Raw genomic sequence first — 16,894 nt, 5'->3', positions numbered from 1 at the left:
ACAATACTTCACCTAGTGAAAGGTCTGACTTATGCCATTGTATCATAGCCCTTATTCTCCAAAAAAACATTATGCTCAAAAAAACTCTGCCATATAGCAGAGTCTATGAACTAATTTGTTCTTGTAATGAAATTTGTTTTTCATCTTCTAAAATAGCAATTGATTCTACAGTCTTTGTAACTTCTAATCTCTTAATATAGTGTCCATCTAATTCTTTCACACAAAACTTATAATTTTCAATTTCAATGAAATCCTCTTCAGCAATTTCTATATTCTTCGTTAAAATCCAACCACCTATTGTATCAACACCATTATCATCAATCGTTAAACCTAATAACGTATTTACTTCACTAACAAGCACTTTTCCCTCTAGTATTGTTTTCGTTTCACTTACTTGTTGAATTTCTGGCTGTTCATCTGTATCAAATTCGTCTTGAATATCTCCAACTATTTCTTCTAATATATCTTCAACAGTAACAAGTCCAGACGTACCACCATATTCATCTATCAATATAGCAATATGTGTTCTTTCTTTTTGCATTTTTAAAAATAAGTCGTGTATTGGGATAGAGTCGATAACTAAAATGATTGGCCTAATATATTGCTCTACTTTCTTATTACTAACCGCCTTATGCTGCACAAAATCTGTGAAAATATCTTTAAAGTTTACAAAACCTATTACATGATCTTTATCACCATCAACAACTGGATATCTCGTATATTTTTCCCGAGACATTTTTTGCAAAGCTTCTTCAGCAGGCATGTCTTTACTTATAATATGCATCTCAGTTCGGGGTACCATTATTTCTTTTGCAATCCGATCATCAAATTCAAAGATTTTATTTACATATTTATATTCAGACTGATTAATCTCGCCATTTTTGTAACTTTCTGAAACTAATAACCGTAATTCTTCTTCTGAATGAACATCATCGTGCCCTTTCGGCGGTTTCACCCCTAGGAACTTCGTAATAATTCGGGCTGATCCATTTAATAGCCAAATAAACGGAAACGCCATACGATAAAAGATAATTAACGGTTTAGCAACAAATAAACTCACTTGTTCAGCTTTTTGAATCGCGAATGTTTTTGGGGCCAATTCCCCTATTACAACATGTAAAAATGTAATAAGCAAAAACACTAAAATTACAGCAAAAATGTCCGCTAGTTGAGTAGAAATGTTTAAATTCACAAAAATCGTGTCAAACATTTGCTTTAATGCAGGTTTACCAAACCACCCAATCCCCAGAGCTGTAACTGTTATTCCTAGCTGACAAGCTGATAAATATTCGTCTAAGTTTGTAATGACTGTTTTGACAGGTGTTGCGCGATTATTTCCTTCTGCAATTAAATAGTCAATTCGTGAACTTCGCACTTTAACAATTGCAAATTCTGCTGCAACGAAAAATGCCGTTAAGGCAATTAAAACAATCACTATACTTATACTATATATGTCCAAATACTTTTCCTTACTTACATTGTAAGCAAGGAAGCCACCTCCTACTTAATTTTATTCAAGTGAAGTAAGCATTCTAATACTCTAACAAAATTCTACATTAGCAATCACCTTTTTATATATTATATGCATACATAAAAAAGATATTTATCATTATGATAATCTAATTTATTTCCCTTAGTCAAATTATTCTAAATCTTACAATAAAATATTTTTATATACACGATATATTCCTCACAGCCTCATTTCGTGAAAAAACACTTTCTTTGCCGATTCCACACTTCTTTTGTCACACCAGAAGGGAACTTACTTCATAGATCGAAATCATTCAACAGGATATATATAGGAGGGATTATTTTGGAATATAAAACACCATTTATCGCAAAAAAATTAGGTGTTAGCCCAAAAGCTGTTGTCCGGATTGCACAACAATTAAATCTTACGATAGAAAAAAATAAATATGGTCACTTTATTTTTACACAAGATGATTTAGATCAAATGTTAGAATACCATCTTTCACAAATAGAGCAACCCCACAACTCTCACCCTGCTCAAAAAACATCATCAAATGATGTTGAAGAATTAAAAACTCAAGTAAACACAATTGTTCAAAACATATCATCGCATGATTTTAAACAATTAGCCGATCAATTAAACACTATTACGAGAAGGTTAGATCGAATGGAAGAACAAATGCAAGATAAAGCAAATGATGTTGTTACGTACCAACTTTTACAACATCGCCGTGAAATGGAGGAAATGTTAGAGCGAATTCAAAAGCTAGAAGCTGGCCTTAAGAAAGAAGAACCATTATTTATTACTCCCGATACAAAACCAACATATGAACGAGAAAAGAAACCGAAGCGCCGTAAAATGATTTTTAGTATATTTGGATTATAATTTTTAGACCCTTATTAAAATAATAAGGGTCTTTTTTCATGAAGAATGATTTCATATTAAAATAGCATTCTCTTTATTATACATATTCATTTCGTTTTATTTGGTTAACATAATATTTTTACTGTATTCTGCGATTAATGCCTGTGCATGAGCGTTCCCTTGAATCACATCTCGAAATTCTTTTAAAGAATACAAATGTGTAGCCCCTTTTCGGGCATGAATTCGTACTGGTACACCTTGTAAAGTATCATGAAACTGAAATGGATTATCTATCGGTTCAATTGGGAAACCGAGTGTTAATAAATACATATACATTCTTTTTGTAACTGCTGCAATATACCATTCTGCTTTCGTTTCTAATGCATGCATAAATAAAATAGCTGTTAATCTTTTGAAGTGTCCTCTCCCACGAGACGTTTTCGCAATACTTAACTTTCCTATTTCATATACATTTTTCAAATCTTTCACTAAGTCATTTTTAGAAAACGGATAGAAAAACTCAGAATTTGATTGCTCTGGTACCGTATACTTCATACATTCTACTGTACCGATATGATGTTCATCTTCTATTAATAAAAATCGTGATGGATTTAAATTACGTTCTACGAACATTAAGTTTCTTTCTTCACAAAAATCTCCCCATAGTTGCTCGAACCAAAAATGTTCTTCCTTTGTTTGAACACGCTGGAACATATATACCCGCCTTTCCCATCGCCGCTCTGTTTTTGATAACGCTTTCACTATCTATCATATAAGAACAAACCTTCGTATGCAACTAAAAATATTTACGACTTATTATATTCTGTAAAATGAATTAAATTCCACCTTCATTGTCTTTTATCTCTCATGTACCGCTCTTCTTACAACATATTTAGATTACTTTCAAATTCAAATCGTAGTATGCTTCTTTCCACACTGCATATAATTCTGCTTAACCTAAAAGAAATCCTTTATGAAAAAGGATTTCTTTTACTTCTTAATGCTTTTTAACCACTTCTCAAAAATTTGTACCATTCCATGTTTTCCAGCTAATCTCTCTTCCCCTTGTTTCGTTTTATATGGATATAGTTGCAAGAACACACCGCACCCAGACTCAATTTTTTTACTGTGCATATGACTTCCTGGATATACACAAATGACTTCATAAATGGCCCTTCGATAATAGACTCGCCTTCCATCCTGTTCTTCTACATATTTTATAGACCAGTACTTATACATTTGCTCAGTTGCTTTTGTATTTCCAACGTGCTGAAAAATATTGTACATTGGGCTATATTTCACTTCGATAATAATAGAAGATTGATATATATATTTCTCTTCTTCCTTTACATAACAGTCTAAGCGAATATCTGGCTTCTTCGTGTCTTCTCCATTATAAAAATTACTCCCTTTACTTAATGCAATAAGTGGATGTGTTTCAATTAAATCATTAAATGCGACATGCACTCTAATGTCATCTTGATGTAAAACTACTGTCGTTCCATCTTGTAATCCATCAACATAAAAATGTTCTTGTATTTGTTCACGGATGGAATTTATAGCCTCAAAGCCAATTTGCTCTAACATGGAAATAACGATAAAAAAAGCGTAATATTCATACACTAAAAATGTTGGTTTATAAACAAATAATAAAGATGGAGATTGATTTGTATATTGTGGAAGTAAATCTAAATGCTGTAGTAGTTGTTGATGTGGTATCGGTAAATTATGTGAGTTCATGTTACCCGTTTCGGAAACTTCTCTCCAAAATGGAGAATGCATTAAAGTTTGAAAGTATTGTACACTTTCATGTACAAAATGAGCTAATATTTTATATTCTTGTATCTTCATAGAACTTTTTCGCAAATCCGCCTCTTTTAGTAAATGTATATTTTTATATTTTTGTTTCTCTCTATCGGTTACTGAACCATTACGCTCAATTGTTTGTATAATCGTTTTTACAGCTTGAAATTCTTCTGATTTCTTCTTTTTTTCTCTTTCTAATATTTCAATTGTTTGACGTAAAAAACTTTCAGCTTCAAGTAAATAGAGATTAAATTGCATCGCTTTAAATTTAAGAAAAGCATTTTCCTTACTATTTTTTTGTTCTATAAACTTACGATTATATTTTTTTGCATAAGGTTTTCTTTCCGCCACAATGGCTCCTTTTCTCGTTGCTTTCCGCTCCTTTTCTTCCCATTTATATTCATGTATAAAATTTGAACTCAATTCTATTTTCTTAAAAATTTGCTTTATCTTTTTCATTTTTTGCGGCAATTTTCTAAGTAACACTAAATAAGAAGAATCTTCAATATCACTAAGTGTAGAGAAAGTCTTTTTATAATAACCTCTATCTAAAATCAACTCATTTAAAATTGACTTTACATAGTTTTGAATCATTTCAAATTGATCATCAAAAAAATTTTTGGGAACGACTTGAAAAGCGCCATAATACGTTTTATCTTCTATATTCACTTCAAAATGATATAAGCCACAACGCCATGGATAAAAGAATTCCGTTTTTCCATGTTCATATATTAATACCTTTTGTTTTTTTTCATTTATTTCATATTTTGATTCCTTTATATTTTTCTGTCCCTCATATACTTTATTCCATATAAAAGTAATATTCATTGGACTTTCATAATGGTAATGCAATCTAATTGGTTTTAATTCTTGTACTTTATAAATACATTGAACTAATGCTGTAGTAGATGTACAAAGACGATTTAATAATATATATTCCCCTTTTGCCTCAGATCCAATGATTAACTTTAATACAAAAGGGAGTGTTTCTTTCGTATCAACGATTTCTGTTTCATATCGCCCTTCATTTTGCATAGCCATACAACTCCAGTTCTCTACGCTTTTCTCTTATATATGCTAAAGAGTGTTCAAATGTAGATACTCTGTTTGCAAGTGTAGATTGCAAGAGAGGTACTAATGTCGCCCCCCTTTTTACTTCTTCAGAAAGTAAAGAACCCACCATCATTTCAGTCCCTCTTATTTTCGTCAATACACGTTGCTTTATTTGTAAATCAAATCCTTCTTCTCTACTGATCATATAGGAATGATTATTTTGGAACGGTATATTTTGCAAGTAAGTAGCTATTGCATTTGCACATCGAAAAGAAATTCCCTTTGACGCATCGTGTGATGACAATACACCATGTAATTTATCTAACAACTCTAACTCTTCTTCAGAAAATACTTCAATCATTGATTTATTCCTTACCCAATTTATACGAAATTCTCCTGTAGTTACTTTCAGAGGTTTTTGTAATACAACTTTCTCCTGCTCCATGCACATCTCACAAAACGGAATCTTTCGTAAAGTTATTACATTCGTCCGATCTAATAATCGATCTGAGAGCTCTTTCGTTGTTTCATCAAAATTCACAGTACCTACAAATATAATATTTTCTCCAATTTCAATTGTTGGTGGAATTGGATTTTCTTTTTCTTGTACACCTTCATACAAATTTAAAATACGGTTTTGCTTTTCAAGTTGAAGAACAGATAGAAATGGAGTAAACCAATGCTCAATATGTGACATATTCATTTCATCAAAAACTATTATATACAGCTGATTTTGATTTTCTTTCGCCTTCATTAACGCCCTAACTAATTTTGTTTCACTTTCAATAAAAGAACCATTTGGGTGAAGGTAACCAAGTAAATCATGTGGTTCTTGATACGATGGTGAAATCGGAATCCAAACCAATTCTTCTCCATACTGTAATCCAAGTGCTTCTGCATAAGCTTGCACAAAACGGGATTTCCCAGCGCCTGGTATACCACCAAGAATCGTCAACATATTTGTTTTTGCACTTATATGAAAATTATAAATATCAGTTTCATCCAAATATATCCCTTTATTACGCACAAAACTTTTTACATACTGTAAAAAGACGGATTCACGCTCATCCCATTCCCATTCATCCTTATGCACTTTTATTTCCTCTACCTCTACAAGCTTACCTTCTTCGGTCATTCGTTTTTTTAATTGCTCATACACATGATTGCTTACAAAATATAATTGATCTTCTACCGCTATTTCTACATACTTCATCCAGTCATTTAATTCTATATACTTACATTCCCGCTGCTGTTCAAAATATGCGATTGAACTAATTGATGATGACTTTAAAGATATATTTCCATATAATCTTCCCTCATGCCACAATAATTCAGGAGGCTCAAAGTCTTTTGGATATTTTGGCATTAGAAATGACAAATAACCATTACCAAGTTTTCTTTCTAAAGACTCTCCCTTTCTGAAATCGGAAACTTTAGGTACTGGAATCATTTTATAGTCGTTTACCACTTCTCGCGGTTCCTCTGTACAAATTAACTCCACGTATAAATGTCCTCTTTCATAATAGAGGCGAAACATAACCAATTGCTTTTCTAATTTTCTTTTCTTTAATTCCGAAAAGACTTTTTCATTCTTTTTATTGCTACATAAACCTTCAAATACGTATGGTTCATTTTTTAATTGCTCTTGTAACGTGAGTGGTATTGGCGATAGGCATTGTACAAAGAAATTCTCTCCACTCTTCTCTCTCTCTGCTTTTGTAAACTTCCCGATAAACCTCATATAGTACATTCGTTTTATAAAACTTGGCTGAAGAGCTTTATGTAATTTCACCTTCGTCACCTTCTTTTTTCATACTATTCTTAGTGTATGAAAAAAACGAAAAACTAGAAACAAAAAACCTGACGTTATCCGCCAGGTTCAAAATGAAAACGTATATTAATGAGAAGGAAATGCTTTTTTCTCTTGTAAAATTGCATTATGAGCAATTTTCATTTTCGCAAGTACGTAACGTAATCGATCTTCAGCGTTTTCATCGTTACTTTTTTGTAATTCCGCCAAATTTTCAACAGAACTTGCTAAATTTTCAATGACTCCTCTCAGTTCAGGATGATGATTAAAAAATGATTCTTGCACTAATACTTTCCTTAACTCGCTAGCTAAATCAATTATTCTAGACAACTGTTCTTTTTCTTCCATTCTCATCCCTCCTGAATATCTTATGTAGTAAATATTCTCTAAACAAAGAAAAAAGCCCTTTAAATGAAAAGGACTTTTTACATTTTTATATTTCCAGTTAATAACATATACAGTGATGTGATAGCCGCAATAATAATTGCCCACATCACATATCTCTCTGCACCTGCAAAGCAACGGTTCCCTTGTTCTTTTCTTGCAAACGTGTAAACAATAATTCCAATTCCATACACAATTGAAACGAGTAGTAAATTCTTTAAACCCGCTGCATAAAGAAGCCATACAGAGTAAATAGAAGCAATTAAAGCTAACGCTCCGTTTTTTAATTTAGCGTCTTTTAGTTCGTTTGTAATGACTAATTTAAATTGGAATAACGCTGATAATAAATATGGTAATAAAATTGATGTTGATGCAATGAAATACATAATTTGATATGTTGATTCCGAAAACAAAACGATGATAAATATAATTTGGGCAACACCATTTGAGATCCATAATGCCATGTGCGGTGTTTGTTTTTTATTTGTTTTCGTAAAGACTTTCGGAAATACGCCATCTTTTCCTGCTACGTGTGAAATTTCAGAAACAAGTAAAAACCAGCCAATTAATGTACCGACAAGTGAAGCAACTAATCCGATGTTAATCGCAACTGCACCCCATGGACCAACAACGTGCTCTAATACATGTCCCATTGACGGAGTTTCTAACACAGAAAGTTCGCCTCTTGTCATAGCTCCCATCGACAAGACAGAAATTAAAATATAAATGGACATTACTAAAATAAGTCCCAATACTGTTGCCTTACCAACATCTCGACTATTCTTCGCTCTTCCAGATAATACAACCGCTCCTTCAACTCCAATGAAAACCCAAAGTGTTACAAGCATTGTATTTTTCACTTGACCAAGTATAGCGGAAAGTGAGATCGTTCCTTCTCCCCAAAAATCATGTGTAAATGTGTCCCAGCGAAAGGCTGTTACCATTACAACAATAAATAAAACGATTGGAACTAACTTCCCTATTGTTGCGATCACATTCATAATAGAAGCTTCACGGATTCCAAATAAAATTAGAAAATGAAGTGTCCATAATAAAAGTGATGCCCCAACGATAGACGCAACATTATTTCCTCCTTTGAAAATTGGAAAGAAATAACCTAATGTACTAAACAGTAACATAATTGTTGCGACATTACCTAAGATTCCTGCTAGCCAATATCCCCAAGCACTATTAAATCCAATATATTCACCGAAACCAGCACGTGCATAACTATAAATTCCACCTTCAAGTTCCGGTTTTTGTCTTGCTAACGTTTGATATACGAGCGCAAGTGGAATCATTCCCATCGCTGTAATACACCAGCCAATTATTATTGCGCCACTGTTTGCTCCTACTGCTAAATCATGCGGTAAACTAAAAACACCGCCACCAACCATTGTTCCAACTACTAATGCGATTAATGGAAAAAAACCTAACTTCTTTTCTATTTGTACCACCCCATCTGTCATTCTAGGTGTTATGTTCGTTCAACTATTAAAGTCACCTTTTTCTCTAATAGACGTTTCTCTTATATTTTTTCAGGAAAACATTACTTATTCTAAAAGAAAATGAAGAAAAATGGAATACTTTTTTGAAAAAATGTATAAGTATGCACAAAAAAACCGTCCATTTTGTAATGAACGGTCATTTCATACATATAAATTTGTATATTTCTTGTAAAATTAACGAAGTAAATTCTCTTTTTGTAAAAATTGTTTCGCAACTTCTTCACTACTTTTCCCATTCACATTTACTTCATAATTCATTTTTCGCATTTCTTCATCTGTAATCTTCCCAGATAATTTATTTAATACTTTTTCAAGCTCAGGATATTTCTGTAACGTCTCTTTTCTTAATAATGGTGCACCTTGATATGGTGGGAATAACCCTTTATCATCTTTTAGTACTTTAAGTCCGTATTGCTCCAGCTCACTATCTGTTGAATATGCATCGATTACGTTAACATCCCCTGATTGAATTGCACTATAACGTAGTTTCGGTTCCATCGTTTTCACATTTGAAAACTTATAGTTATATAATTTTTGCATTCCTTTATAACCGTCTTCACGATCAGCAAATTCTAATGTGAATCCTACTTTTACATCCTGTGCAATTTTTCCTAAATCAGAAATTGTATTTATATTATTTTGGGCTGCTATTTTTTTCGGCATAGCTAATGCATATGTATTATTATACTCCATCGGCTTCAACATGGACATATTATATTTCTTTTCCATTCCTATGCGAGCTTGTTCATATACTTCATCACGATTTGTACTTTTCGGTTCTTCCTTCACGAAAGTAGATAAAGCTGTTCCTGAAAACTCTGGGTATATATCTACTTCTCCTGATTTTAACGCTTCAAATACAAACGCTGTTTTTCCAAGACCTGGTTTTAATTGTACGTGTAAATCGGTATCTTGTTCAATAAGCTGCTTATACATTTGAATTAAAATTTCAGGTTCTGATCCAAGTTTCCCCGCAATAACAATATCTTTTTTTTGTGTATTCCAAAGAAATGGAGCGGCGACCATTACAAGAGCGATACATATCGTCAATATAACACGCTTAGAAGAGCGTTTTGGTTGTTCAAGTATGCGAAGTACTACATCAAAGAATAAAGCGAGTAACGCGGCTGGTACGGCCCCTAAAATGATAAGCGCATGATCATTCCGATCGATACCAAGTAAAATGAGTTTACCGAGCCCACCAGCACCTATAAGAGCTGCTAATGTAGCTGTTCCAACAATTAATACCATCGCCGTACGAATACCGGCCATAATAATTGGTAAAGCAAGAGGAAGTTCTACCTTCCACAGTCTTCTCCAACTATTCATCCCCATAGCTCTCGCGGCTTCTATTAGTGATTCATCTAATTCCCTTATTCCTGTATATGTATTTCGTAAAATAGGTAATAGTGCATACACAACTAAAGCAATAATGGCTGGAAGTTTGCCAATTCCTACTAACGGAATTAATAGTCCTAGTAATGCAAGCGATGGGACTGTCTGCATTACTGCTGAAGTTCCTATTATAAACTCAGCCAGTCGTTCTTTTCTCGTTAATAAAATGCCAAGTGGTACCGCAATAATTACTGCAAAAAATAATGAAATAAGCGATATTTGTAAATGCTCACTTAATGCAGTTAGTAATTCTATTTTTCGTTCTTGGAACGTTTGTATAAAATCAGTCACTGTTTAGCCTCTTTCCTTCATTTGTTCAACAATGTAATTGACAATATGACGACTTGTTAAAGCGCCAACATATTGACCATTTTCTTCAACTGGCACTGATTCTTCAGTTTGTAAGCGGATTAGTGCTTCTTGTAAAGGGGAATGCAAAGATATAGCAGTCCCTTCAACTCGTATACGATTGTCTAACGACATTACATCTTCTATATTCATGCCCTCATACCAAGGTCGTCCACGATTTCCAATGAACTCCTCTACAAATTCATTTTTCGGATTATGTATAATACCTTCTGGTGTATCTAATTGAACAACTTTTCCTTCTTTCATAATACAAATACGATCTCCAAGCGATAACGCTTCTTGCATATCATGCGTTACGAACACAATTGTTTTTTGAATCTTTTTTTGCAATTGTACAATATCCTTCTGAAGCTGTTCCCTACTTAACGGATCTAACGCACTAAACGGTTCATCCATAAGAACGATTTTCGGATTTGCGGCTAATGCCCGTACGACACCAACACGTTGCTTTTGCCCCCCTGACAATTCATCAGGCATACGATTACGATATACATCTGGTTCTAGCCCGACCATCTGTAGCAACTCATCGACACGGGCTTTTATTTTTTCTTTATTCCATTTTCTCATTTCAGGAACAACTGCAATATTTTCTGCAATTGTCATATGCGGAAACAAAGCGATTTGCTGCAGCACGTACCCTATATCCCAGCGTAATTCATTAATATTATATTGTTGAATATCTTTTCCATCGATTAAAATTGAGCCTTCAGTCGTTTCAATTAAACGATTAACCATCTTCATTGTCGTTGTTTTCCCGCAACCACTCGGACCAATGAGAACAAAAAATTCTCCTTTTTTAATTTCTAAATGCAATGAATCCACTGCTTTTGTGCCATCTTCATATGATTTTGACACTTGATTAAACTGAATCACAAATACAACTCCTTTATCGTTGTTTCCTTTATTTTGATGGAATATGGAATTCATTTCAAATGATACGCATTATTCTACAAAAAAAAGAGCTCACATTTGAGCTCTAACGGTCTAACAATATTGTTTTCATTATAGCAGCATATTCACGCACATACATTTTTTTCTTAGAACGCATTGGTGTTTCAGCAGCTAGTGCCTCCATCTTCATACCTAAACGCTTTGCGATAATTTTCGTTCTATATAAATGATACGTATTACTTACAACTACTGCATGTTTCACATCATATAAATCCATACTAAACTTTAAATTTTCATACGTATTTGTAGAGCTGTCTTCTATTAAAATACGACTCTCATCTATACCATGTGCCATTAAATAGTTTCTCATACTGTGAGCTTCTGGTATATCTTCATCTTCCCCTTGACCACCTGAAACAATTACTTTCGCTTCAGGATGGGAAAATAAATACTCCAACGCTACATCCAAACGATTTTGAAGAGATAAAGACGGTCTATCTCCAAATAACTTTGCACCCAGTATAAGAACGTACGGAGAGTGATAGCTCAATTTTTCACGAGCAACTTTGTTCATTCGAAACGTCATATAAATGATGTATAGTGGCGGTAATAATAAAATTATAAGAAAGATCCATTTGTTCATAAATAAGTATTCACTCCCTTTCTTTTGATTATATAGAAAAAGAAAGGGAGGCAGAAGTGTTTTTTCAAACGATTGATTTATTAGAAACGTTCGTCCCTACTTTACGTTGTGAATATACATAATAAAGAGCAATTCCTAATGATAGAATCAATATATAGCTAAGTACGTAAAACGGGAGCATTACCCCAGCTTTAGATACACCAGCTGTAAACAGCATTAATAATACAATTCGTATTCCTGTACCAATTAATCGAAATAAGCTGTCTACGCGTCCCATTACTTCGTTTGGAATTTCCTCCATCATCAATACATTTCTCGCCACTCTTGTCCCCGCATTTCCAATCGCATGTAAAATCGCAAGTCCATATAACAACATTACGGAAGGTTCAATACTCATTGCGGTAATTGAAATTACATAAATGAACATCGTCATAACGATTGAAACTTCTGTTTTCACATATTTCATTATGAGTGGAATACAGATCCCTGCAACAACTGCTCCGACACCGTACATCATGCCCTCTATTGCATATACAGAGGCATTGGCTTTGAGTATATCCGAAATATAAACTGGTATTAAATAATTTGCCATCATGACACCGATAAATGGCATATAAGTGGCCAGTAAGAACCAAAAGAGCTTGGGACGTTTTTTCATAAAGTGAATTCCTTCGAACAATTGCTTCTTAAATGTTACTTTCTTTTTTACTTCCTTTTTCTTTACGTATGGTATACATAAGAACAGGAAAAGTGCTCCTACAAAAGTAAACATATCTACTAACAAAATCCACTTCAAAGACACAATTTCAATTAAGAAGCTCGCGGCTGCTCCTGAAATAACTTGTGTTAACTGTCCTTGTATTTCCATCGTCCCACTTAAACTTTTATAATGTTCTGCTTGGAAAATTTCTTGGTTAAACACAAAAATTGTAGGATAAAATAACAAATAGTAAAAAGACCCTGCTATATAAATAAGAATATAGTGAATAGAATGATAGGATTGCCCAGCAAATCCCCACATAACCATTATTCCGATTACGGCTATCCCGATCCCTTCGTTACATAACAATAAAGATTTTCTTGAGAAGCGATCAATACTTTGCCCGATAAACGGCGTTAATAAAAACATAATTAGAGTTGAGATGATGGAAACATAGCCAAACGTTGTCTCTCCTCCACTCTCTTTAATTAACAGCCACGGAATCATTATCATAACAATTCCGGAACCAATAGCAGATAGACTATTGGCCCCTAGAATGTAATACAAGCGAGAATCATGATAAAGTGAGGACATATCACTCCACTCCTAGTTGCTTTTTCACCTCTTTATATACGCTCATATATGCTTTTAATTCTTTAACTACATCATGAATTAATGGTTTGGCATCTTCCCCAAGTTCACCATCTTGCACATGTAATCCATCAAGCACAACTTGTTTTGGAATGGCATTTGCATAAACACCTCTAGCGACCGTTCGCATGCTGTTTAATGCATTTATTCCACCTTTACCGCCACCAGCAACTGCTAACAACGCAACTGGTTTATGAATAAATTCACTACTACTTAAGTAATCTAAAGAGTTTTTCAGCGCACCGCTCATCGCATTATGATATTCTGGTGTACATAATACAACCCCATCCGCAGCTTTCACTAACGTTTTCAATTTTTTTACTGCCTCTAAATCACGTTGTGACTCTTCTCCATTGTATAAAGGTAACTCCTCAATTGCTAAATCATATAATTCCCCTTCAAATTGATCCGCAATATATTTTGCCACCACGCGAGTTCTACCAAATTTTCTTGGTGTCCCGTTAATAACGACTAGTTTCATGATTATTTCTCCCCTTTGTTTTCAAGTTCTACTTATATATTATCAGAAATTTCTATACAAAACACAATATAAAGAGTTAACTTGTTTCATAAAATAGTATGATAAACAAAAAAGAACTCATACTTTCGTATGAGTTTCGTACAATTACTTTGATTCATCTCTCATGCTCAATGTAACTAAACTTTCATTTGCTTCAAAATGATTATATGCTTTTTCCGCTAATCTTTTCCGTTCTTCTGGTAATTCTATATATTTCATTACGTTTTCAATTATTTTTTCGTACGGAGTAAATACAATTCCTGGCCACTCTACCTCATCTTCTGGATTACTATTTTCGGAAATAATAAATTTCTTATTTGCGACTGCATAAGATACGCGAGGTGTTTCAAGAATTCCTGATAAGTAAAAATGAATATTTAATATAATTTTAGCCCTAGCAATCAATTCATTTCTAACAATTCCCCACGCATTATTTTTAAAAACAATATTTAAATTCGGAGCAACTGCTTTTAATTGATCCAAAATAGCTTGCCGCCTCGGATTAAGAGCACCTATAAACAGTATATCAATGTCTTCCGTAATCTCATCTTCAAATGCATCTTTTTTTATTTCTAAAGTTGGTGCATAGTTCATTCCTACATGTTTTATTTCTTTTCCTACTCCCTTTTGTTTTAACCATTCTATATTTTGTTTACTATAATCCCAAATTTCTTTATCTTTTAATAAAATTAAATACAGTGGGTGCGCATAAGGGCTTCCTTCATATAGCTGTTCTAGATTATATATAATTGCATTTTTCGGAAGTAGATTCGGGTTATGTGCATATGTATGCGCTCCAAAAACAATTGTATTTTTTACATTTTCTAGTATTGTTTCTGATATGATTGCTGTATTTCCCTCCTGCTCTAGTCGCCATTTCAAAGCCCGCGCGACATCTATGAAGCTCCCATACGTCTTTGGGCATATAAACAGACAATAATCATATCCTTTATTCAAATATGCTTCCATTAACCTTAAATTATTTTTATATAAATCCACATCCGGATATTTCAGTAAAAGCTCATTGGCATGTTTTTTTGCTACTTTATATAATCCAGCATAATAAGCAGCAATGCACCTTCTTAATTCAATTCTTTGCCGATGCTCATCTGCTACGTCCATGTCTAAAAGAAGATTTGCGATACAATACGCTTTTAAATGATCACGATCATAATAGTAATCTAGTAGTGGCATCAATTCTTCATACGTATTTCCATGCACCGATTCCCCTAGTTCTAGCGCCCATCGTATTAATTTCATGATTACTCCACTACTCCTTTAACCGAAATTGTATTTAATAAAATTTCGCATTACTTTCCACCATATTTGCTATATGCAATGGTAACTCTTCTTTTTTCGATTCTAAATATTTTTGTGATACTGCACCTAAATGTTTTTTATGTGGTATATAAAAAGCATTTATAGAAATCTCATAATCAAATAAGTAATCATACACATGATAATCTACAAATAGAAGATCATCTTTTGGAAAAGGCACTTCCTTTCCCTGCAGGGCATACATCAAAGCAATATTGCTTTGAGATTTTAATCGATACATTCTTGCAAGTTGATATAACGGCTCAGCCCTAGTTGGTCTATATTCCCACGCCTTTTGAAAATAAAGAACAGCTAATGCTGTATATTGTTCTTCTTGCTTCTTAGCATTTTCTTTTTCATCCGCTTCTGTTACTTCATGTTGTTTATTTGCTGAACGGTTCGCTAATTGTTCATAACAAAATCCTATTCGCAATAACGAGTAGAATACCTCTTCAACCCATCCGCCTGCTTCCACTCGTTTTTTATACCATTTAATTGAATCTTCAAATTGACTTAAATGAAAATAAGTTTGGGCTAAATAAAATAAATATCTTATATGCAAGTCTGGCGTTGTTTCTGGGTCGTTTATTCCTTGTAACAGCAACCTCTCATCTCTTTCAAATTTATCAGCTTTACTACCGCCATCCCCAGGATCATTAACGACAAGCGTCTCTAGCCTAGCTACTCTCGTATTGTAATTCGCTCCAACTTTGGAACGATCTATATCCCAATACTCATGAGTAACACCGACAGATTTCCATGGTAAAGAAGCTTTTAAAAGCCGTGTAAGCCAATATTTAATATGAATATCATATTGCAGTGTAAGATAATGGTCTTCCGTTAAACTAGTCTTATCAAACTCAGGATCAACTTCTAATATCATATCTGCATCTAATATTAATAAATAGTCTGCTTCTGGATATGTTTTTTGTGCTAATGAAACAGCTAAACTTCTATTATAACCAAAGTTTTTAAATGGTTCATGATGAACTGTTCCAGGAATTTCATTTTCTTCACACCAATTTTCAATAATTTCAGGTGTATTATCAGTTGATCCAGTATCACAAATAGAAACAAAATCTACAATTGATTTTGTAGCATTTAAACATCTTTCCATAATTCTAGACTCGTTTTTAACAATCATACAAAGACATAATTTTTTTTCTTCTCCTACATTCTTCACTTGCTCATTTCCCATTTAACCACCTCATATTTTATTAACACGCTCTTTTCATATGTAACACCATTTCATAGCTACACTGATGACATAAGCATCCTTTTACTATTTATGAAAATTTCATTTTATTTATTCTTATTTTTATATTGGGACATTAGCTAGAATGAGTTAATTATTACTAACAAAAACAATGATTAAGCATTTATGAGTATGTATGAATACTTTACAACTTTATTATTAGTTAAAGACGAAAATATAGAATACATTGTTCAATCGATGAACGTTGAAGCTGTCATTTGTAATAAAAAACAATGAATGATTGCTATTTTAAAATT

The 16,894-nt window shown here is 33.3% G+C and carries 14 protein-coding genes and 1 pseudogene; 2 read left to right on the top strand and 13 right to left on the bottom strand.

Going from position 1 to position 16,894, the window contains the following annotated elements:
• Positions 1-103: 103 nt before the first annotated feature.
• Positions 104-1,459 carry a hemolysin family protein gene (locus ATN06_RS11315; RefSeq protein ID WP_060630710.1) on the bottom strand — a complete coding sequence of 452 codons (1,356 nt, stop codon included), beginning with the start codon at positions 1,457-1,459 and terminating at the stop codon, positions 104-106.
• Positions 1,460-1,813: 354 nt separating this feature from the next.
• On the opposite strand from ATN06_RS11315, the gene racA reads away from it, so the two are divergent.
• Positions 1,814-2,356, top strand: coding sequence for a chromosome-anchoring protein RacA (gene racA, locus ATN06_RS11310; protein WP_060630709.1), 543 nt, complete (start codon positions 1,814-1,816; stop codon positions 2,354-2,356).
• A gap of 96 nt (positions 2,357-2,452) precedes the next feature.
• On the opposite strand, the gene ATN06_RS11305 is transcribed toward racA, so the two are convergent.
• The 12 genes from ATN06_RS11305 to ATN06_RS11250 all read right to left on the bottom strand — a co-directional run bounded on the left by ATN06_RS11305 (position 2,453) and on the right by ATN06_RS11250 (position 16,580).
• Complete coding sequence (locus tag ATN06_RS11305) at positions 2,453-3,049, bottom strand: hypothetical protein (protein WP_060630708.1); 597 nt, start codon at positions 3,047-3,049, stop codon at positions 2,453-2,455.
• A gap of 276 nt (positions 3,050-3,325) precedes the next feature.
• Positions 3,326-5,176 (bottom strand): hypothetical protein, encoded by a 1,851-nt coding sequence (locus tag ATN06_RS11300; protein WP_060630707.1) that lies wholly within the window; start codon positions 5,174-5,176, stop codon positions 3,326-3,328.
• The gene (locus ATN06_RS11295) at positions 5,166-6,986 is read right to left on the bottom strand and encodes an AAA family ATPase (RefSeq protein ID WP_060630706.1); all 1,821 of its coding nucleotides are present in this window, start codon (positions 6,984-6,986) and stop codon (positions 5,166-5,168) included. Before ATN06_RS11295 ends, ATN06_RS11300 begins: the two co-directional genes overlap by 11 nt.
• A gap of 105 nt (positions 6,987-7,091) precedes the next feature.
• Positions 7,092-7,352 carry a hypothetical protein gene (locus ATN06_RS11290; protein ID WP_060630705.1) on the bottom strand — a complete coding sequence of 87 codons (261 nt, stop codon included), beginning with the start codon at positions 7,350-7,352 and terminating at the stop codon, positions 7,092-7,094.
• A gap of 77 nt (positions 7,353-7,429) precedes the next feature.
• A complete protein-coding gene (locus tag ATN06_RS11285) occupies positions 7,430-8,857 on the bottom strand; it encodes a basic amino acid/polyamine antiporter (protein ID WP_060630704.1) in 1,428 nt (475 codons plus the stop codon).
• A gap of 213 nt (positions 8,858-9,070) precedes the next feature.
• Positions 9,071-10,582: an ABC transporter permease/substrate-binding protein gene (locus tag ATN06_RS11280; RefSeq protein ID WP_060630703.1), complete on the bottom strand. Its 1,512-nt coding sequence runs from the start codon at positions 10,580-10,582 to the stop codon at positions 9,071-9,073.
• Between the two features lie 3 nt (positions 10,583-10,585).
• Positions 10,586-11,533: an ABC transporter ATP-binding protein gene (locus ATN06_RS11275; protein WP_060630702.1), complete on the bottom strand. Its 948-nt coding sequence runs from the start codon at positions 11,531-11,533 to the stop codon at positions 10,586-10,588.
• Between the two features lie 103 nt (positions 11,534-11,636).
• Positions 11,637-12,194: a YdcF family protein gene (locus ATN06_RS11270; RefSeq protein WP_060630701.1), complete on the bottom strand. Its 558-nt coding sequence runs from the start codon at positions 12,192-12,194 to the stop codon at positions 11,637-11,639.
• A 64-nt stretch (positions 12,195-12,258) separates the two neighbouring features.
• A complete protein-coding gene (locus tag ATN06_RS11265; protein WP_060630700.1) occupies positions 12,259-13,488 on the bottom strand; it encodes an MFS transporter in 1,230 nt (409 codons plus the stop codon).
• Between the two features lies 1 nt (position 13,489).
• Positions 13,490-14,026: an NADPH-dependent FMN reductase gene (locus tag ATN06_RS11260; protein ID WP_000780355.1), complete on the bottom strand. Its 537-nt coding sequence runs from the start codon at positions 14,024-14,026 to the stop codon at positions 13,490-13,492.
• Between the two features lie 144 nt (positions 14,027-14,170).
• The gene (locus ATN06_RS11255; RefSeq protein ID WP_060630699.1) at positions 14,171-15,325 is read right to left on the bottom strand and encodes a CgeB family protein; all 1,155 of its coding nucleotides are present in this window, start codon (positions 15,323-15,325) and stop codon (positions 14,171-14,173) included.
• Positions 15,326-15,359: 34 nt separating this feature from the next.
• A complete protein-coding gene (locus tag ATN06_RS11250; protein ID WP_060630698.1) occupies positions 15,360-16,580 on the bottom strand; it encodes a tetratricopeptide repeat-containing glycosyltransferase in 1,221 nt (406 codons plus the stop codon).
• Positions 16,581-16,706: 126 nt separating this feature from the next.
• Here ATN06_RS11250 and ATN06_RS28275 point away from each other — a divergent pair.
• A pseudogene (locus tag ATN06_RS28275) lies at positions 16,707-16,888 on the top strand (DUF2711 family protein); the annotation flags it as partial.
• Positions 16,889-16,894 lie beyond the last annotated feature (6 nt).

The sequence above is a fragment of the Bacillus thuringiensis genome, assembly GCF_001455345.1.
Lineage (GTDB): Bacteria > Bacillota > Bacilli > Bacillales > Bacillaceae_G > Bacillus_A > Bacillus_A thuringiensis_N.
This window is presented reverse-complemented; position numbering and strand designations above follow the sequence as displayed.